The 18,196-nt window shown below is 68.2% G+C and carries 19 protein-coding genes; 16 read left to right on the forward strand and 3 right to left on the reverse strand.

The genetic code is table 11. From position 1 onward, the window contains the following. Position 1 precedes the first annotated feature (1 nt). The 9 genes from argS (at position 2) to tatC (ending at position 7,673) form a co-directional block, all read left to right on the forward strand. The gene (gene argS / locus EJ913_RS20430; RefSeq protein ID WP_127001309.1) at positions 2-1,762 is read left to right on the forward strand and encodes an arginine--tRNA ligase; all 1,761 of its coding nucleotides are present in this window, start codon (positions 2-4) and stop codon (positions 1,760-1,762) included. Continuing rightward, positions 1,759-2,784, forward strand: coding sequence for an SPOR domain-containing protein (locus tag EJ913_RS20435; protein ID WP_127001311.1), 1,026 nt, complete (start codon positions 1,759-1,761; stop codon positions 2,782-2,784). Before argS ends, EJ913_RS20435 begins: the two co-directional genes overlap by 4 nt. Further along, a complete protein-coding gene (nagZ, locus tag EJ913_RS20440; protein ID WP_238521996.1) occupies positions 2,771-3,835 on the forward strand; it encodes a beta-N-acetylhexosaminidase in 1,065 nt (354 codons plus the stop codon). Before EJ913_RS20435 ends, nagZ begins: the two co-directional genes overlap by 14 nt. 17 nt (positions 3,836-3,852) lie before the next feature. Beyond that, a complete protein-coding gene (locus tag EJ913_RS20445) occupies positions 3,853-4,530 on the forward strand; it encodes a site-2 protease family protein (protein ID WP_127001313.1) in 678 nt (225 codons plus the stop codon). Positions 4,531-4,538: 8 nt separating this feature from the next. Beyond that, positions 4,539-5,324, forward strand: a complete 786-nt coding sequence (locus EJ913_RS20450) for a segregation and condensation protein A (RefSeq protein WP_127001315.1) — start codon at positions 4,539-4,541, stop codon at positions 5,322-5,324. A gap of 8 nt (positions 5,325-5,332) precedes the next feature. Beyond that, complete coding sequence (gene scpB, locus EJ913_RS20455) at positions 5,333-5,956, forward strand: SMC-Scp complex subunit ScpB (RefSeq protein ID WP_127001317.1); 624 nt, start codon at positions 5,333-5,335, stop codon at positions 5,954-5,956. Positions 5,957-6,083: 127 nt separating this feature from the next. Then, on the forward strand, positions 6,084-6,326 hold the full coding sequence (locus EJ913_RS20460; protein ID WP_127001319.1) for a twin-arginine translocase TatA/TatE family subunit: 243 nt from the start codon (positions 6,084-6,086) through the stop codon (positions 6,324-6,326). A 56-nt stretch (positions 6,327-6,382) separates the two neighbouring features. Continuing rightward, positions 6,383-6,868: a Sec-independent protein translocase protein TatB gene (tatB, locus tag EJ913_RS20465; protein WP_127001321.1), complete on the forward strand. Its 486-nt coding sequence runs from the start codon at positions 6,383-6,385 to the stop codon at positions 6,866-6,868. 10 nt (positions 6,869-6,878) lie between these two features. Further along, the gene (gene tatC / locus EJ913_RS20470; protein ID WP_127001323.1) at positions 6,879-7,673 is read left to right on the forward strand and encodes a twin-arginine translocase subunit TatC; all 795 of its coding nucleotides are present in this window, start codon (positions 6,879-6,881) and stop codon (positions 7,671-7,673) included. A 48-nt stretch (positions 7,674-7,721) separates the two neighbouring features. Here the strand turns inward: tatC and EJ913_RS20475 are convergent, their stop codons facing one another. Continuing rightward, positions 7,722-8,144, reverse strand: coding sequence for a GFA family protein (locus tag EJ913_RS20475; RefSeq protein ID WP_127001325.1), 423 nt, complete (start codon positions 8,142-8,144; stop codon positions 7,722-7,724). 450 nt (positions 8,145-8,594) lie between these two features. Here EJ913_RS20475 and alaS point away from each other — a divergent pair, with 450 nt between their 5' ends. The 7 genes from alaS (at position 8,595) to EJ913_RS20510 (ending at position 16,393) form a co-directional block, all read left to right on the forward strand. Next, the gene (gene alaS / locus EJ913_RS20480; protein WP_127001327.1) at positions 8,595-11,264 is read left to right on the forward strand and encodes an alanine--tRNA ligase; all 2,670 of its coding nucleotides are present in this window, start codon (positions 8,595-8,597) and stop codon (positions 11,262-11,264) included. A 76-nt stretch (positions 11,265-11,340) separates the two neighbouring features. Beyond that, positions 11,341-11,673 (forward strand): DHCW motif cupin fold protein, encoded by a 333-nt coding sequence (locus tag EJ913_RS20485; protein ID WP_127001329.1) that lies wholly within the window; start codon positions 11,341-11,343, stop codon positions 11,671-11,673. A 13-nt stretch (positions 11,674-11,686) separates the two neighbouring features. After that, on the forward strand, positions 11,687-12,532 hold the full coding sequence (locus EJ913_RS20490) for an AAA family ATPase (RefSeq protein ID WP_127001331.1): 846 nt from the start codon (positions 11,687-11,689) through the stop codon (positions 12,530-12,532). Positions 12,533-12,678: 146 nt separating this feature from the next. Then, a complete protein-coding gene (locus tag EJ913_RS20495; protein ID WP_127001333.1) occupies positions 12,679-13,770 on the forward strand; it encodes a hypothetical protein in 1,092 nt (363 codons plus the stop codon). 391 nt (positions 13,771-14,161) lie between these two features. Further along, positions 14,162-15,127, forward strand: coding sequence for a threonine ammonia-lyase (locus EJ913_RS20500; RefSeq protein ID WP_127001335.1), 966 nt, complete (start codon positions 14,162-14,164; stop codon positions 15,125-15,127). Positions 15,128-15,178: 51 nt separating this feature from the next. Next, positions 15,179-15,571 (forward strand): VOC family protein, encoded by a 393-nt coding sequence (locus EJ913_RS20505; RefSeq protein WP_127001337.1) that lies wholly within the window; start codon positions 15,179-15,181, stop codon positions 15,569-15,571. Between the two features lie 165 nt (positions 15,572-15,736). After that, positions 15,737-16,393 carry a YitT family protein gene (locus EJ913_RS20510; RefSeq protein ID WP_244939430.1) on the forward strand — a complete coding sequence of 219 codons (657 nt, stop codon included), beginning with the start codon at positions 15,737-15,739 and terminating at the stop codon, positions 16,391-16,393. 25 nt (positions 16,394-16,418) lie between these two features. On the opposite strand, the gene EJ913_RS20515 is transcribed toward EJ913_RS20510, so the two are convergent. Next, positions 16,419-17,141: a protein tyrosine phosphatase family protein gene (locus EJ913_RS20515; RefSeq protein ID WP_238521988.1), complete on the reverse strand. Its 723-nt coding sequence runs from the start codon at positions 17,139-17,141 to the stop codon at positions 16,419-16,421. Positions 17,142-17,194: 53 nt separating this feature from the next. Next, the gene (locus EJ913_RS20520) at positions 17,195-18,193 is read right to left on the reverse strand and encodes a hypothetical protein (protein ID WP_127001341.1); all 999 of its coding nucleotides are present in this window, start codon (positions 18,191-18,193) and stop codon (positions 17,195-17,197) included. Between the last annotated feature and the right edge of the window lie 3 nt (positions 18,194-18,196).

Here is an 18,196-nt window from a genome sequence, read left to right on the forward strand (position 1 = left end):
GATGAATATTTTCAAGGCTTTCGAGAACGATATTCGCACGCTGCTGGAAGAGCTGGCCGCCGAGGGCGCGCTTCCCCCCGGCCTCGACAGCAGCCGTCTGACGGTCGAACCGCCGCGCGAGGCCGCCCATGGCGACCTGTCCACCAACGCCGCGATGATCCTCGCCAAGCCGGCGAAGATGAACCCGCGCGCGCTGGCCGAACTGCTGGTGGCGAAGCTCAGGACGCGGCCCGACGTGGCCTCGGTCGAGATCGCCGGTCCGGGCTTCGTGAACCTGCGGCTGACGGCCGACGTCTGGCGCGACCGCGTCCGCGACGTGCTGAACGCCGGGACCTCCTACGGCGACAGCACGATGGGCAAGGGCCTGCCGGTGAACGTCGAGTACGTCTCGGCCAACCCGACCGGCCCGCTGCACGCCGCCCACGGGCGCGGCGCGGTGTTCGGCGACGCCCTGGCGGCGCTGCTGGAGAAGGCCGGCTACGCGGTCACCCGCGAGTACTACATCAACGACGCCGGCGCCCAGGTCGACGTGCTGGGCCGCTCGACCTACCTGCGCTACCGCGAGGCGCTGGGCGAGGACATCGGCACCATCCCGGCCGGCCTCTACCCCGGCGAATACCTCAAGGAGGTCGGCGCCGGTCTGGCCGACCGCGACGGCAACGCGTGGCTGGACAAGGACGAGTCCGAGTGGCTGCCAGCCTGCCGCGACTTCGCCATCGCCATGATCATGGGCTGGATCAAGGAGGATCTCGGCGTGCTGGGCGTCCGCATGGACGTCTACAGCAGCGAGCGCGCCCTGGTGCAGGCCGGGGCGGTCGACATCGCGCTCAGGGCGCTGGAGGAGCGCGGCCTGATCTACACCGGCGTGCTGGAGCCCCCGAAGGGCAAGAAGCCCGACGACTGGGAGCCGCGCCCGCAGACCCTGTTCAAGTCCACCGATTTCGGCGACGACGTGGACCGGCCGCTCAAGAAGTCGGACGGCTCCTTCACCTACTTCTCGAACGACATCGCCTATCACTTTGACAAATATCGCCGTGGCTCGGCCAACCTGATCGACGTGTGGGGCGCCGACCATGGCGGCTACGTCAAGCGCATGCAGTCGGCCACCACGGCGGTGACCGAGGGCAAGGCGTCGCTCGACGTGAAGCTCTGCCAGCTCGTGCACCTGATGCAGAACGGCGAGCCGGTGAAGATGTCCAAGCGGGCCGGCACCTTCGTCACGCTGCGCGACGTGATCGAGCAGGTCGGCCGCGACGTCGTCCGCTTCATCATGCTGACCCGGCGCAACGACCAGACGCTGGACTTCGACTTCGCCAAGGTGACCGAGCAGTCCAAGGACAACCCGGTCTTCTACGTGCAGTACGCCCACGCCCGCTGCCGCTCGGTCCTGCGCCACGCGGCCACCGCGCTGCCGCATGTGGACCAGGAACCGGCGGCGCTCGCCGCCCGCGCCAACCTCGCGCGCCTCGACGCCGAGGAGGAGATGACGCTCGCCAAGCGGATGGCGACCTGGCCGCGCCTGGTCGAATCCGCCGCCGACGCGCACGAGCCGCACCGCGTCGCCTTCTACCTCTACGACCTCGCCAGCGAGTTCCACGCGCTGTGGAACCGGGGCCGCGACGACACCTCGCTGCGCTTCCTGATCGAGGGCGACGAGGAGGTCACGGTGGCCCGTCTGGCGCTGATCGCGGCGGTGTCCACGGTGATCGCGTCCGGCCTGAAGGTGATGGGCGTGGAGCCGGCGGAGGAGCTGCGTTCATGAAGTACGAGGGCGACGTGAACTACGCCACCGATCCCTACGGCGCCCCGCCGCCGCAGGGCCGGAGCAAGCGCGGCCTGTTCGCGCTGGGCTTCGCCGTGGTCGGCATCGTCGCCTTCGCCGGCACCGTCATCGTCGGCTACCGGGGCGGCGACCGCATGTCCTCGGACGGCCCGCCGCTGCTGACCGCCGATCCGGCGCCGACCAAGTCGCGCCCCGATCAGCCGGGCGGCATGGAAGTGCCGCACCAGGACAAGCTGGTCTACCAGCGGCTGAACGAGCGCGCCAACGGCGGCAACCATCCCAGCGTGGAACGGCTGCTGCCGCCGCCGGAGACACCGCTGCCACGCCCGGTGGTGACACCGCCGATGCCGGCGCCCCCGCCGATGCCCGCCGCGCCGACCGTGGCGCAGCTTCCTCCGCCGCCGCCGGGCGCGACCTCCACGGTCCCGCGCGACGGGGCGGCGGAGGCGCCCCCTTCGTCTTCCCCGCTGGCTCCGGCTCCGGCCGCGTCCACCCCGGTTCCGGCGAAGCCGGCCGCCACGGCGCAGCCCCCGAAGCCGCCCGCGTCCCAGCCGGCCGTCAACCAGCCCGCCGCCAAACCGCCGGCCCCGGCCCAGCAGCAGGCCGCCCTGCCGCCGCCCAAGGCCGTGGCTCCGCCGCCGGCCGCTCCGGCAGCGGTCGCCAAGCTTCCGGCCCCGCCCCCGGCGCAACCCGCCGTCCAGCCGGCCCCGCAACCCGCCAAGCCGGCGGCGACTCCGGCCGTCACCGGCGGCTCGGGATCCTGGCGCATCCAGCTCGCCTCGGTGCGCAGCGAAGGGGAGGCGGCGTCCGAATGGAAACGCATCGCCGGCCGCTACCCCGACGCGCTGGGCGGGCTGTCCTTTCAGGTCGCCAAGGTCGATCTGGGCGAGAAGGGCGTCTTCTACCGCGTCCAGGGAGCCGGCGCCGACGAAACCCGCGCCAAGTCCATCTGCGCCCAGCTGCGCGCGCAAAACACGGGGTGTGTGGTTGTCCGTCCCTGACCCCGCCGCATCGCCGCCGGTGAAACCCCACCGGCCACGCGCGGTCGTCTTCGGCTGCGCCGGGCTCACGCTCGGCGCCGACGAAGCAGCCTTCTTCCGCGAAGCCGATCCGCTCGGCTTCATCCTGTTCCGCCGCAACTGCGACACCCCGGCCCAGGTCGCGGCGCTGGTCGCCGACCTGCGCGCCAGCGTCGGCCGCCCGGACGCTCCGGTGCTGATCGACCAGGAGGGGGGGCGCGTCGCCCGCATGCGCCCGCCGAACTGGGCGTCGCACCCGCCGATGGGCGTCTTCGGCGCGCTCGCCGACCAGGACCGCGAGGCCGGGCGCGAAGCCGCCTGGATCAACGGCCGGCTGCTCGCCCATATGCTGACCGAGGTCGGCGTGACGGTGGATTGCGCCCCGGTCTGCGACGTTCCGGTCGAGGGCGCCCACGACATCATCGGCGACCGCGCCTTCTCCCGCGACCCGGCCCTGGTGTCGGAGCTGGCGCGGGCGACGGCCGACGGGCTGCTGGCCGGCGGGGTGCTGCCGGTGATCAAGCACATTCCCGGCCATGGCCGCGCCTTCAGCGACAGCCACGCCGAGCTTCCCGTCGTCGACGCCCCGCGCGAGGCGCTGGAGGCCACCGACTTCGCCCCGTTCCGCGCCCTGGCCGACCTGCCGCTCGGCATGGTCGCGCACGTCGTGCTGACGGCCATCGACCCCACGGCCCCGGCCAGCACCTCCGCCACCGTGGTGCGCGAGGTCGTGCGCGGCGCGCCCATCGGCTTCGACGGGCTGCTGTTCAGCGACGATTTGTCGATGAACGCGCTCGACGGCGACGTGACCCAGCGCGCCCAAGCGGTGCTGGCGGCGGGGATGGACGTCGTGCTCCACTGCAACGGCGACGGCGCCGAGATGGCGGCGGTGGCCAAGGTGGTCCCGCCGATGAGCTACGCGGCGGCCCAGCGCTGGGCGCGCGCCCAGGCGATGCGCGGCCAACCGCAGCCCGCCGATCCGCAACGATTGTCCGAACGCCTGGCCGAGCTGCTCGGCCGGCTCGCGGCCTGAAGGGAAGGGGAACGGCGATGGAGGAGTGGATCTTCCGCGTGACGGCCGTGGCCTTTCCGGCCATTCTCGCCATCACGCTGCACGAGGCGGCGCACGGTTTCGTGGCGTGGCGGCTGGGCGACGACACCGCCTACCGGTTGGGCCGCGTCACCTTCAACCCGCTGCGTCACATCGACCCGCTGGGGACGGTGGTGCTGCCGGCGCTGATGTACTTCACCACCGGCTTCGTGTTCGGCTGGGCCAAGCCGGTGCCGGTGAATTTCGGGCGGCTCAACCACCCGCGCCGCGACATGGTGTGGGTGGCGCTCGCCGGGCCGGGGACGAACTTCCTGCTGGCGGTGGCGTCGGCGGTGCTCTGGGGCTTGGTCGATCCGCAGAACGGCGTGGCCGAGGCGTGGCTGCGCGCCATGTCCGAGGTGTCGATTCTGGTCAACGTCATCCTGATGGTGTTCAACCTGATCCCGCTGCCGCCGCTCGACGGCGGGCGGGTCGCGGTCGGCGTGCTGCCGAACATGCTGGCCTACCCGCTGTCGCGGGTGGAGCCCTACGGCATGCTGATCCTGATGGGCGCCTTCTTCCTGCTGCCGATGCTCGGCCGGCAGATCGGCATGGACCTCAGCGTGATGCATTGGGTGCTCGGCCCCCCGGTGGACGCCGTGATCGGCTTCATCCAGACGCTGACCGGGAACGATTAGGACCTTTCATGGCGACCGACCGCAAGACGGAGGACGCGGCGCCCCTGGCGGCCGCGTCCGAGCCGCTGATGCTCGTCCTCGACGGCTTCGAGGGGCCGCTCGACATGCTGCTGGCGCTGGGGCGTGAGCAGAAGGTCGACCTGACCCGCATCTCCATCCTGCAACTGGCCGACCAGTACCTCGCCTTCGTGACCGAGGCGCGGAAGGTGCGGCTGGAGCTGGCGGCCGATTACCTCGTGATGGCGGCGTGGCTGGCCTATCTGAAATCCCGCCTGCTGCTGCCGGCGCAGGAGGACGACGAGCCGTCCGGCGAGGACATGGCCGCCGCGCTCGCCTTCCAGCTCCAGCGGCTGGAGGCGATGAAGGAGGCCGCCGCGAAGCTCTTCGCCCGGCCATTGCTGGGCCAGGACGTCTTCGCCCGTGGCGCGCCCGAGGACATCAACATCCGCCGTAAGTCGGTCTACGAGGTCACGCTCTACGACCTGCTGCGCGCCTATGGCGACCACCGCAAGCGGCAGGAGGGCGGCGTGCTGCACATCGCCCCGATCCGCCTCTATTCGATGGAGGACGCCGTCCGCCGGCTCTCCGACCTGCTGGGCCGCATGCCCGACTGGACCGTGCTGTCCAGCTTCCTGCCCGGCGAGGAGGGCGGCCCGCTGCTGACCCGTTCCGCCATGGCCGCCCATTTCGCGGCAACGCTGGAGCTTGCCAAGGCCGGGCGTGTCGAACTGCGCCAGGACGGCGCCTTCGCCCCCCTCTATGTCCGGCGCGCCCAGCGCGCCGCCGACGAATGACCGGATTCATGATCAAGGAAGTCACCGACGCCGGAGAGGCCGAGGCCCGCATCGGCAAGCTGCGCCTGTTGGAAGCCCTGCTCTTCGCCTCCGCCGAGCCACTGGACGAGGAAACGCTGGCGTCGCGCGTCGGCCCCGAGGTGGCTGCCCTGCTGGACGAACTGCGCGCCCATTACGAGCCGCGCGGGGTCAATCTCGTGCGGACCGGGGCCGGTTGGTCCTTCCGCACCGCCACCGATCTGGCGCCGCTGCTGCGCCAGGAGGAGGAGGTGTCGCGCAAGCTGTCGCGCGCCGCCATCGAGACGCTCGCCATCCTCGCCTACCACCAGCCGGTGACCCGCGCCGAGATCGAGGCGATCCGGGGCGTGGCGACCAGCAAGGGCACGCTGGACATCCTGATGGAGCATGGCTGGATCCGCCCCGGCCGCCGCCGGGAGACGCCGGGCCGTCCGCTGACCTGGGTGACGACCGACCATTTCCTCGACCATTTCGGGCTGGAGTCCCTGCGCGACCTGCCGAGCGTGGAGGATCTGCGCGCGGCGGGCCTGCTCGATTCCCGGCCGGTGCTGCTCGGGCTTGGCCCCATGGCCGGGGAGGCCCCCGACGAACCGCCTCCCTCCGAGGAGGAATGAGGCGCGGCCCTTCGAGGAACGCTTGCTAATCAAAAGGTTCCGGCAACCGGGCAATCGTTGCGGCCTACTGCCCTTTCTGCCATAGTGCCGGCCCGCCGCAAGGTCGTTCAAACGGGATACAGGCGTCATGGGCTTCACAAGCATCTGGCATTGGGTGATCGTCCTTCTCATCGTGCTGCTGCTGTTCGGCGCGGGGAAGCTCCCCAAGGTGATGGGCGATCTGGCCAAGGGCGCCAAGGCCTTCAAGGCCGGGCTGAAGGACGACGACGAGGATGTTGCCGCCCCCGGTGCGACCGCCAAGGTCATCCCGAACCAGCCGGCCAACACGGTCGACCACGCGGCCAAGAAGGACGAGGCGGTTCGCGGCTGAGCGGGGGTGCCTCTGGCATCTCCCGGCCCTTTTCGTTTCGTTGAAGCCGGAATACCATGTTCGATATTGCCTGGTCCGAACTGCTGCTGATCGCGGTCGTGGCTCTCGTGGTCATCGGGCCGAAGGATCTGCCGAAGGCGATCTACACCTTCGGCAAATGGGTGCGGAAGGCGCGCGTCGTGGCGCGCGAATTCCAGACCCACATCGACGACATGATGCGCGAGACCGAGTTGGACGAGCTTCGCAAGGAAGCCCTGAAGACCCGCGACCTGAACATCAAGAAGATGATGGAGGACACCATCGACCCCAAGGGCGAGGTGTCCAAGGCCTTCGACGTCGGCCTGACCGGCCATCCGGGCAGCCCGGTGGACAGCGCCGCCGCGACGGACTCCGTCCCCTTGGAGGCTCCGGCCCCAGCGACGACGCCCGAGCCGGCCATCGCGCCGCCGCTTCCGGCCCCCACCGCCGATTCGGCCCCGCCGGTCCCGGCCAAGCCGGATCCCGTGCCGGCCGTTTCCCATCCGACGGACAAGCAGGCGTAAAGACAAGCCCATGACCGGCGACACCCAGGACGATCTCGAAGAAAGCAAGATGCCGCTGATCGATCATCTGATCGAGCTGCGCAACCGGCTGATGTGGGCCATCGGCGCGATCCTGATCGCGTTCCTGCTGTGCTACGCCGTGTCCGACAAGATCTACAATTTCCTGGTCCAGCCCTTGGCCGACATCCTGGCGGGGCAGGGGCGGCGGATGATCTACACCGGCCTGACCGAAGCCTTCTTCACCTACGTGAAGGTGGCGTTCTGGGCCGGCTGCTTCATCTCCTTCCCGATCGTCGCCAGCCAGATTTGGATGTTCATCGCGCCCGGCCTCTACAAGCACGAGCGCCGCGCCTTCCTGCCCTTCCTCGCCGCCACGCCGGTCCTGTTCCTGCTGGGCGCGTCGATGGTCTACTACTTCATCTTCCCGATGGCGTGGCGCTTCTTCCTGGGCTTCGAGTTCCACCCGGACGGCGCCGCCCCGGCCCTGCCCATCGAGTTCGAAGCGCGCGTCGGCGAATACCTGCATCTGGTGATGTCGCTGATCTTCGCCTTCGGCATCGCCTTCCAGCTTCCGGTGCTGCTGACCCTGCTGATCCGCGCCGGTCTGGTCTCGACCGAGACTCTGGCCTCCAAGCGCCGCTACGCCATCGTCGCCGCCTTCGTGATCGCCGCCGTGCTCACCCCGCCGGACATCATCAGCCAGGTCAGCCTCGCGATTCCTCTGCTGGCGCTCTACGAGATCTCGATCCTCATCGGCCGCCGCATGGAAAAGCAGAGGGCCGCGAACGAAGCCGGGGCCGAGTAAACACAGGTCCATGGCCGGGGGCGAGCCCCGGCCATGGGAACGCCACCGTCACTCGGGGATTTCCTCCCCGGAGCCGCCGAAGCTGGCCGGAAAGTCCTTGAGCTTCGGCAAGCCGTCGCGCATCGGCAACACGGTCTCCGCGTAGTTCACATGGACGGCCGGGCGGAAGGCGAGGGTCGGAATCGTCGCCGCGAACACGTCCACGAGACCGAGGGGCGGGTGGTTGGTCATCAAATGGCCGCCGCACTTCGCGCAATACTGACGCTGGCTGAGCGGGGTCTTCTGGAACGTCGCGATGTGCTCGGCCCCGGCCGTGACCCGCACATCCTCCGGCTTCCAGAGGCTGAAGGCGTTCACCGGACCGCCGGACCACGACCGGCAGGACTGGCAATGGCAATACCCCATGGCTTCCGGGTCGCCGGAAACCTCCAATTCGACGGCACCGCAAAAACAACGTCCAACATGTGTCATGGCGTTTCATCCTGCTTTTTTTGTTCGAGACTGCCGGACAAGGCTATCAACAGTGGACCGTGAAGTCATCGGACCGAAAGGGAGCGTCCGCCTCACCAAGGAGGGGTTGGGTTTTTCACAATTATCGCAATGAGATGGAAGAAAACGGATCGTGAGACCATGCCACCGTTGCAACGCCTCGATCTGAATTCGAGGTCCTTAAGGTGTCTCGGTGGATAAAAAGCCGCATTGGGCTTTGAACCCGCCTATTTTCTGGCGCGCCGGACCAGACCCATCGCGTGGCGCGGTTGACGAAGCCGTTCCACCCCACAATGTGTCATCCGGTATCGCAATGCCCGGCCGGTCCGGGCAAGATTCCGTCCCTTTTGTGGACAGCCTTCCAAACTCGCGCTAAAAGCACGGTTCGGCTGAAAGAAGGCCGCGCCGCGTTTCCGGAGCCCTGACCGTCCTATGCAGACCGCCAACGACATTCGCCGCACGTTCCTGGACTATTTCGCCAAGCAGGGCCACCAGATCGTCGACTCGTCGCCGCTCGTGCCGCGCAACGACCCGACGCTGATGTTCACCAACGCCGGCATGGTGCAGTTCAAGAACGTCTTCACCGGGGCGGAGCAGCGGCCTTACAAGCGGGCGACCACCTCGCAGAAATGCGTGCGCGCGGGCGGCAAGCACAACGACCTCGACAACGTCGGCTACACGGCGCGCCACCACACCTTCTTCGAGATGCTGGGGAACTTCTCCTTCGGCGATTATTTCAAGGACGATGCCATCGCGTTCGCTTGGAACCTGATCACCAAGGAATACGGGCTGCCGGCCGACAAGCTGCTGGTGACGGTCCACAGCAGCGACGAGGACGCGGCCGCCATCTGGCGCAAGGTCGCCGGCCTGTCGGACGACCGCATCATCCGCATCCCGACCGACGACAACTTCTGGCGCATGGGCGACACCGGCCCCTGCGGTCCCTGCTCCGAGATCTTCTTCGACCACGGCCCGGCGGTCGCCGGCGGCCCGCCCGGCAGCCCCGACCAGGACGGCGACCGCTTCATCGAGATCTGGAATCTCGTCTTCATGCAGTACGAGCAGCTCGGGCCCGACAATCTGGTCGCGCTGCCCAAGCCGTCGATCGACACCGGCATGGGGCTGGAGCGTCTGGCCGCCGTGCTGCAGGGCAAGCACGACAACTACGACATCGACCTGATGCGCGCCCTGATCGTCGCGTCGGCCGAGGCGAGCAAGACCGAGGCCGACGGCGCCCACGCCGTCTCGCACCGGGTGATCGCCGACCATCTGCGGTCCTCGTCCTTCCTGATCGCCGATGGCGTTCTGCCGTCCAACGAGGGGCGCGGCTACGTCCTGCGCCGCATCATGCGCCGCGCCATGCGCCACGCCCACATGATCGGCGCGCGCGAGCCGCTGATGCACCGCTTGGTCCCGGCGCTGATCCAGCAGATGGGCGACGCCTATCCGGAGTTGACCCGCGCCCGCGCCCTGATCGTCGAGACGCTCAAGCTGGAGGAGACCCGCTTCAAGCAGACGCTGGAGCGCGGCCTGCGCCTGCTGGACGACGAGCTCGGCCATCTGGGCGAGGGCCAGCCGCTGGCCGGCGAGGTCGCCTTCAAGCTCTACGACACCTACGGCTTCCCGCTCGACCTGACGCAGGACGTGCTGCGCGGGCAGGGGCGGGCGGTCGACGAGGCCGGCTTCAAGGCGTCGATGGACGAGCAGCGCCGCAAGGCCCGCGAATCCTGGGCCGGATCGGGCGAGGTCGGCACCGAGAAGCTGTGGTACGAGATCAAGGACGAGTTGGGCGCCACCGAGTTCTTCGGCTACGACACCGAGGTCGCCGAAGGCAAGGTGACCGCGCTGGTCAAGGGCGACGCCCGCGTCGAGAGCGCTTCGGCCGGCGACGAGGTGCTGGTCATCGTCAACCAGACGCCCTTCTACGGTGAATCGGGCGGTCAGGCCGGCGACACCGGCGTGATCTTCTCCGCTGAGGGCACCGAGTTCGCCGTCTCCGACACCCAGAAGAAGCTGGGCGCGGTCTGGGCGCATGTCGGCACCGTCACCAAGGGCACGCTCAAGGTCGGCGACGTGGTGGAGCTGCGGGTGAATTCCGAGCGCCGCTCGGCGATCCGGGCCAACCACTCGGCCACCCATCTTCTGCACGAGGCGCTGCGCCACCGGCTGGGCGACCACGTCACCCAGAAGGGCTCGCTGGTGGCGCCGGAGCGCCTGCGCTTCGACATCAGCCAGCCGAGCGGCCTGACCGCCGCCGACATCGCCGTGGTCGAGGACGAGGTGAACCGCCGCATCCTCGCCAACAGCGACGTCATCACCCGCCTGATGTCCCCCGACGAGGCCCGCGCCAAGGGCGCCATGGCCCTGTTCGGCGAGAAGTACGGTGACGAGGTCCGCGTCGTCTCGATGGGCGGCCCGCACGGCGAGGCCGACCGCGACTACTCCATCGAGCTGTGCGGCGGCACCCATGTGCGGCGCACCGGCGACATCGGCGTGTTCAAGATCGTCTCGGAAAGCGCCGTCGCCGCCGGCGTCCGCCGCATCGAGGCGCTGACCGGCACCGGCGCCAAGGCGTGGCTGTCCGAGCGCGACCATCTGCTGACCGAGGCGGCCTCCGTCCTCAAGGTCAAGCCCGACGAGGTCCCGGCGCGCGTCGCCGCCCTGGTCGAGGAGCGCCGCAGGATGGAGCGCGAGCTGACCGAGCTGCGCCGCCAAGTCGCCATGGGTGGCGGCGCCAAGGCCGAGGGCGGCGGCGAGGCCAAGGACGTGGCCGGCGTGAAGTTCGCCGCTCGCGTGGTCGAGGGCCTGCCGGCCAAGGACCTCAAGCCGATGGCCGACGAGTTGAAGAAGCAGATCGGCTCCGGCGTCGTCGTGCTGATCGCCGGCAACGAGGGCAAGGCCTCCATCGTCATCGGCGTGACCGACGACCTGACCGCGACGCTCAGCGCCGTCGATCTGGTCCGCGTCGGCGCCGAGGCGCTGGGCGGCAAGGGCGGCGGCGGCCGTCCCGACATGGCCCAGGCCGGCGGTCCCGACGTGTCGCTGGCCCCGGCGGCGGTCGAGGCCATCGAAAAGGCCATCGCGGCCAAGCGGGCGGCCTGACGGCGGCTTCAAGGAAACGGCGGCCCTCGCTCCCCAGGCGCGGGCCGTTTTCTTGCGTGAACGGTTAAGGACAGCGATGGAACTCCCGACCCTGCCGTTCACGGTGACCGACTGGAGCACCGTTCCGGTTACCGAGCATCCCGGCGAGACCGGCATGGCCCTGTGGCGGAGCTTCACCGCTGGCGATCTACGGGTGCGGATGGTCCAGTACACGCCCGGCTATCTGGCCGATCACTGGTGCGACCGGGGCCACGTCCTGTTCGTGCTGAGCGGTGAGCTGGCGACCGAGCTGAAGGACGGCCGCCGCTTCGTGCTGACCGCCGGCATGAGCTACCAGGTGTCGGATTTCGGCGACCAGCCGCACCGGTCCTCGACCGAAATCGGCGCCTCCCTGTTCATCGTGGATTGAGGACACCGCTGCCATGCGCTTCACCGGAACCGACCGCTACGTCGCCACCGAGGACCTGATGGTGGCGGTCAACGCCGCGATCGCGCTGGAGCGCCCGCTCCTGATCAAGGGGGAGCCCGGCACCGGCAAGACCGTCCTGGCCCAGGAGATCGCCCGCGCCCTGACCAAGCCTCTGCTGTCCTGGCACGTCAAATCGACCACCAAGGCGCAGCAGGGCCTCTACGAGTACGACGCGGTCAGCCGCCTGCGCGACAGCCAGCTTGGCGACGCGAAGGTGCACGACATCGGCAATTACATCGTGCGCGGCAAGCTGTGGGAAGCCTTCGACGCGCCCGAGCCGCCGGTCCTTCTGATCGACGAGATCGACAAGGCCGACATCGAGTTCCCCAACGACCTGCTGCTGGAACTCGACCGCATGGAGTTCCACGTCTACGAGACGCGGCAGACCATCAAGGCGGCCAAGCGCCCGCTGGTCATCATCACCTCGAACAACGAGAAGGAGCTGCCGGACGCCTTCCTGCGCCGCTGCTTCTTCCACTACATCCGCTTCCCCGACCGGGCGACGATGGAACGGATCGTCGAGGTCCATTATCCCGGCCTGAAGGCGGCGCTGCTGCGCGAGGCGCTGAACCTGTTCTACGACCTGCGCGAGGTGCCGGGGCTGAAGAAGAAGCCTTCCACCTCGGAACTGCTCGACTGGATCAAGCTGCTGATGGTCGAGGACATCGATCCCGAGACCCTGCGGGCCAAGGACGCGCGCACGCTGATCCCGCCGCTCTGCGGGGCGCTGCTGAAGAACGAGCAGGACGTCCACGTGCTGGAGCGTCTGGCGTTTTTGGCGAAGCGTGGCGACCGTTAAACCCGCCTTGGTTGATTGACTCCCGATTGATCATCCTGGGGTGTGCGTTTTTCGAGCTTCTGTTACCAAAAGACTCTTTATTTGAATGTATTTCACGCATGAACTGAATTTAGCTTCGCCAGCCCATTCAAATACGGGAGGCGAAGATGAGTTCGGTTGCGTTGCCCAAGGGTGTCGTGCGGGTCCCGTTGACGCGTGCGCCGTTCGGCGTGGAGAACAAGAAGAACAGCTTCTACGTCGCCATCAAGGTTCTGCCCCCGGCATCGGTCACCTCTCCGGCCGCCGCGGCCGGTCCAGACACCGCTCGCACAGGCACGGGCTCGCATGTCTGCCAAGTCGATACGGGCTCCTGCGGCATCGTCGTGCCCCAGACCCTCTTCTACGTGGACGGAAACACCAGCGGTTCCCTGCTGCCCGGCGTCACCAAGGGAAGCCCGGCCAAGGTGATCTATCATCCCTCCAGCAACGATCTGAACGGATTTCACTACACGGTCGAACGGCTCGGCGTCGGCGTCCTGGACGATGGAAGCTGTGCCTTCGTGTGCGAGAACGCCACGGTCATCGGCGCGGAGAACGTCGGTCCGGACCAGGGCATGATGGGGGTCGGCTTCGGACGTCCGGAGTTGGGAACGAACGTGTTCCTCAACGTCCCCGGCATGTCCGATGGCACCGTTCCGCCCTCCTTCCTGTTGACCACCCAGGGCATTTGGCTGGGGTACGACAAGGAGGACCTGCCCAACGCGTCGGCCTTCGCGTTCCAGACCCTGACCCCGGAAACGGCCGATGGGGCCAAGGTGCCCAACACGCCGGCGTGGAACACGCCGAACGCGGTGGTCACCCTCTCGTCCCTCACCAATCCGGCGTCGGGGCAATACCCCGGCACCGGCCTGCTGGACACCGGGCTCGACCTGATGATGCTGAGACTGACGGCCCCCGACTGGCAGCAGAACTTCCCCGGCACCGCGGTGACCATCGCCTGGGGCAACGCCGGATCGGGGGCGGTGCTGCAATACCAGTTCATCGTTGGGCCTACCGAAGAGGTGAAGCTGGGCAGCGGCGATGCGCTGACCAAGGTGTTCACGGTGAGTGGGCCGTCGTCGATGAAGCCGATGTACATCGTGCCGCTCGGCGAAGGCGACGGGAACTTCGTCAACACCGGCATCAACGTGATCCAGGGGGCCGATTATTATTTCAACGCCGATCTCGGCTTGATCGGCTTCGCCCAGACACCGGGCTGACCGCTTATCGGTTTCAGAAAAGGAAATTCGCTGCGGCGGCGGATGCCGGCTTGACCTCCGCCGCCGCAGCGGCTATTCAGGATCCATGGCTTACCTCCACACCATGCGAATGCGAATTACCGGCTCGGCGCTCTGAAGCGTCGGTTTTCTGCCGTTTGCGTTCGATGATTGTGTGGAGTGTGTGGCGTGACGCTGCACGATGCGGTCCCCGGAACCCTTGATCCGGTTTTCCTCCTTCCCAACCTTTCGGTCCGTCGGATCGCGATCCCGCGCTGCGGAATTGCGCTCGGCGAGCGAATGCGGGGCTCGGCGCGAATTATTCCCCCGGTCCGCTGAGGCGGTCCGGGTCACGCCCGATTTTTCCCCGACGACGCTCCCGAGGATTTCTCCGATGCACACCGCGCATGCCGATGCCGCGCGCACGCTTTCCGTCTGCGCTTCCGCCGAAGACCGTCTGCCCGTCTGGTTGCCATTGAGCGCCGTCACCGACGCGGCCGAGCGTCTGGCCGGGCACATCGTCCGCACGCCGCTGCTGCACGCCCCGGCGCTCGACCGCGACCTGTGGCTGAAGGCGGAGACCTTCCAGGCCACCGGCGCCTTCAAGGAGCGCGGCGCCCTGAACCGCCTGCTGCGCCTGACCCGGCTGGAACGGAACGGCGGCGTGGTCGCCATGTCGGCCGGCAACCACGCGCAGGGCGTGGCGCTGCACGCGCGGCGGCTGGGGGTGAAGGCCGTCATCGTGATGCCGGAGACGGCGCCCCGCTGCAAGGTGGAGCGCACCGCCGCGCTGGGCGCCGAGGTGGTGCTGTTCGGCAGCACCGTCGGCGACGCCAAGGTCAAGGCGCTGGAACTGGCGGCGGAACGCCGACTGACCTTTCTCCACCCCTACGACGATCCCGACGTGATCGCCGGGCAGGGCACCGTCGGGCTGGAAGTGCTGGCCGACCGTCCGGACGTCGAGACGCTGGTGGTGCCGGTCGGCGGCGGCGGGCTGCTCGCCGGCATCGCGGCGGCGGTGAAGGCGGTCAAGCCCTCGGCGCGGGTGGTCGGCGTTCGGCTGGCCCGGCGCGGTGGCCCGACGCTTGCCGACGGCATCAACGTCCACGCGCTGGGCAAGCTGCCGCAGGAGATCGTCGCGACGCTGGTCGACGGTCTGGTCGAGGTGGAGGAGGGCGAGATCGCGGCGGCGATGCGCGCCCTGCACGGATCCTTCGGCGTGGTGGCGGAAGGCGCCGGCGCGGCGGCGGTCGCGGCCGTGCTGTCCGGCAAGCTCGGAAGGACCGGCCGGACGGTGGCGGTGCTGTCCGGCCGCAACGTCGATGCCGACACGCTGGCCCGAACCCTGGCGGCGGCATAGGGCGGCGGCATAGGATCGGGGTACACGGAACGACGAGAGGGCGGAGTCACGATGGCGACGGACGGTTTGGCTTCCACGGTCACGGCGCTGCGCCCCTTCGTGCCGGCCAGGGATTTCGCCGAAAGCCAGCGCTTCTACACGGCGCTTGGGTTTGAAGTGCGCCCGGTCGGGGAGGGGGTCGCCCAGGCGCGGTTGGGGGAGGACGCCGGGGCCTTCTCGTTCCTGCTGCAGGACTTCTACGTCAAGGAATTCGCGGAAAATCTCATGATGCAGCTCGTGGTCGGGGATCTCGACCGCTGGTGGCGTCACATCGAGTCCCTGGCGCTGGGCGAACACTTCGGCGTCACCGCGCCCCGGCCTCCCAAGACGGAGCCCTGGGGGATGCGCGTCGTCTATCTCTGGGACCCGGCCGGGGTGCTCTGGCACATCGCGGCGGAGTCCTGACCGCATCGGCACCAAAGGACCAGCCGAAGCGTCGCTGGAAAGCCTCCACTTTTGAGCAAAGCCCGTTTCTTTATTTGCTTTCGCAAAGCATGGATGGCGCGTGGGAAATGATCTATATTGGCGTTCTCATGTAAAAACTCCCGACGGCGCCGCGAGGTGATTGGCATGACGGACGATTTCGCGCACACCATTACGCCATCCCCCGCATCGGTAACTTACGAACGACCAAAGGCATCGCACAATGTCTTTGATAACCTGCAAGGGCAGGTTTTCGGCATTGTCATGACCTCGTTCGGGATTGCCATCCTGCACGCCGCCGGACTGATCACCGGGCAGGCGGCGGGACTGTCCTTTGTGATTTCCTATGCGACGGGCATCAATTTCGGCGTTTTGTTCTTCCTGGTGAACCTGCCCTTTTACTTTCTTGCGCTCGCCCGGATCGGCGTCCGCTTCACCGTCAACTCGGTGGCCGCCGTGACGGGCATCTCGCTGCTGTCGAGCTTCCTTCCCACCGTCATGGGCTTCAGCAGCATCAACCCCTACGTCGCGGCGGTGCTGGCCGGGTTCTGCGTCGGCATCGGCGTGATCGGCCTGTTCCGCCACGGGGCGAGCGGCGGCGGGGTCGGCATTCTCGCTTATTATGTGCAGGAGAAGACGGGCTTCCGCGCCGGCTGGCTGCAAGCCCTGTTCGACGTGGTGATCTTTTCCGCCGCCGCCTTCGTGGTGGACTTCGAGTCGCTGCTGGCGTCGGCGTTGGGCGCGGTCGTGCTGAACGCCTTCGTGTCCTTCAACCACCGCGCCGACTGGTACGTGGCGCGGTGAGAGGGCTTTTGAACAGGCCGGGCGGTCACTCCCGCCCGAGCACCCGGTCCACCACGGTGTCGGCCCATTCGCGGGAGCGGAAGCTGGCCTTGGCCTCGACCGGGTCGTAGACGCGCTCCACCCAATCCCAGAAGGCGGTGGGGCGCTTCTCGTTGTAGGCGGCGTAGAGGTCGAAGAAGTAATCGAGGATGCCGGTCTTCGCCTGCTTGAAGTGCCCGTATTTCCAGGACAGCTGCTTCATCGCCTCGGGCAGCGGTTGGCCCTCGTGGACGAACAGGAACAGGGTCGACATGAAGCCGGCGCGGTCGGCGCCCGACTTGCAGTGCATCAGCGCCGGGTATTGCATGGTCTTGAACAGCTCCCGCGCCTTCAGAAGGGTTTCCTTCTTGGGCATGTCGCGGGAGTTCACCGGGAAATCGACCAGTTCGATTCCGTGCGCCCGGCAGGCCTCGGCCTCCAGGATGTAGGAGGCGCAATCGCGGCCGCCGCGCAGGTTCAGCACGCTGCGCACCCCGTTGCGCGCCGCTTGCGCGATGTGCGAGGGCGAGGGTTGGCTCGCCCGGTACATGTTGGGCGAGATCCGGTAGGTGTTCGAATAGAGCAGCCGGAAGCAGGCGTGATCGATGAACAGGCTTTCCAGATGGCCGAGCGACCGCTGCCACGGGGTTGCCATGAGGCCCCGGCCGCGCTTGATGCCGTCCGCGAGCGCCGTCGTCGTGACCCGGCGCAGGAACCATTTCTTAGCCAACGAAGACCCTTCCCGATGCTGCCGCCGCCACCATAGGCGTGCGGCGCGGCGCGTCAAGCCGCCTTGCCCTGCAAACGCCGGTAGACGTCGTAACGGACGGCCAGCGCCAGCACCACCTCCATATAGAGATTGATCAGGCCGTTCGCATAGAAGGCCGGGCAGCCGGTGTAGTGGCGCTCGCCCTCCATCGCGGTCGGCTCGATCAGGTCGGCGTTCAGCAGGATGACGTTCTGATCGGCGTCGTAGACGAAGGCCGACTGGTCGACCCGCAGCGGGTGGATCGCCTGATGGTCGTCGGCCTCGATCCGGCCGGCCGCCATGAACTGGCAGAGCATGCCCAGGCTGCCCATCGCCAGCGGCAGGATCTGCTTGAGGCTGCGGCGGGCCAGATCCTCGTAGCCGGCGGCGTCCAGGCCGGGGCGCAGCAGCGGCGCCGATTCCACGAGGTTCCAGCAGACGTGCAGCGCGGTGTGGCTGCCGGTCTTGGTGATCGACACCATGTCGTAGCCCGACGGCGAGTGCAGAACCGAGTTCTCCAGCGCCTGGGCCAGCACGTAGGAGGCGGCGGCCAGCTCGGTGATGGTGCCCTCGGCGCGGCAGCGCTCCTCCTCCACCATCACCTTGACCGCCCATTCCTTGATGATGGCGTCGAGCAGGTGGCAGATCGAATCGCGCAGGAAGCCGACCATCCGGTCCGGGTCGGCGGCGGCCAGCCCGGCGGGATCGGCGACGTCCAGCCCGTGCGGCGACTCCGGCGGGTTGGGCAGGATGACGTGGCCGTCGCCGTCCAGCGGCATGCGGGCCATCAGATGGTCGCGCAGGTCGTTGTAGAGCATCGCCAGCAGCGTGTTGATGACGACCTTCTCGTAATCCTCCTTGCGGGTGTCGCCGTGGGCCGGGCAATGGCCGCCCAGATTCTGCAACTCCTCGCCGAACAGGTAGTTCGGGTCCTCCAGGATGCGGCGGAGGATCGGCGCGAGGTTGATCCGCTCCATCCCCGCCCGCTCGTGCGCGGCGAGGTAGGTGAGGGCGAAGTCGTTGGCGCGGGCCATGGG

Origin of the sequence: Azospirillum doebereinerae (genome assembly GCF_003989665.1) — a bacterium.
In the GTDB taxonomy this organism is placed as follows: Bacteria; Pseudomonadota; Alphaproteobacteria; order Azospirillales; family Azospirillaceae; genus Azospirillum; species Azospirillum doebereinerae.

Coding starts and splice junctions, on each gene's coding strand:
- argS (WP_127001309.1), top strand. CDS start 2: ATGAATATTTTCAAGGCTTTCGAGAACGATATTCGCACGCTGCTGGAA.
- EJ913_RS20435 (WP_127001311.1), top strand. CDS start 1,759: ATGAAGTACGAGGGCGACGTGAACTACGCCACCGATCCCTACGGCGCC.
- EJ913_RS20445 (WP_127001313.1), top strand. CDS start 3,853: ATGGAGGAGTGGATCTTCCGCGTGACGGCCGTGGCCTTTCCGGCCATT.
- EJ913_RS20450 (WP_127001315.1), top strand. CDS start 4,539: ATGGCGACCGACCGCAAGACGGAGGACGCGGCGCCCCTGGCGGCCGCG.
- scpB (WP_127001317.1), top strand. CDS start 5,333: ATGATCAAGGAAGTCACCGACGCCGGAGAGGCCGAGGCCCGCATCGGC.
- EJ913_RS20460 (WP_127001319.1), top strand. CDS start 6,084: ATGGGCTTCACAAGCATCTGGCATTGGGTGATCGTCCTTCTCATCGTG.
- tatB (WP_127001321.1), top strand. CDS start 6,383: ATGTTCGATATTGCCTGGTCCGAACTGCTGCTGATCGCGGTCGTGGCT.
- tatC (WP_127001323.1), top strand. CDS start 6,879: ATGACCGGCGACACCCAGGACGATCTCGAAGAAAGCAAGATGCCGCTG.
- EJ913_RS20475 (WP_127001325.1), bottom strand. CDS start 8,144: ATGACACATGTTGGACGTTGTTTTTGCGGTGCCGTCGAATTGGAGGTT.
- alaS (WP_127001327.1), top strand. CDS start 8,595: ATGCAGACCGCCAACGACATTCGCCGCACGTTCCTGGACTATTTCGCC.
- EJ913_RS20485 (WP_127001329.1), top strand. CDS start 11,341: ATGGAACTCCCGACCCTGCCGTTCACGGTGACCGACTGGAGCACCGTT.
- EJ913_RS20490 (WP_127001331.1), top strand. CDS start 11,687: ATGCGCTTCACCGGAACCGACCGCTACGTCGCCACCGAGGACCTGATG.
- EJ913_RS20495 (WP_127001333.1), top strand. CDS start 12,679: ATGAGTTCGGTTGCGTTGCCCAAGGGTGTCGTGCGGGTCCCGTTGACG.
- EJ913_RS20500 (WP_127001335.1), top strand. CDS start 14,162: ATGCACACCGCGCATGCCGATGCCGCGCGCACGCTTTCCGTCTGCGCT.
- EJ913_RS20505 (WP_127001337.1), top strand. CDS start 15,179: ATGGCGACGGACGGTTTGGCTTCCACGGTCACGGCGCTGCGCCCCTTC.
- EJ913_RS20510 (WP_244939430.1), top strand. CDS start 15,737: ATGACGGACGATTTCGCGCACACCATTACGCCATCCCCCGCATCGGTA.
- EJ913_RS20520 (WP_127001341.1), bottom strand. CDS start 18,193: ATGGCCCGCGCCAACGACTTCGCCCTCACCTACCTCGCCGCGCACGAG.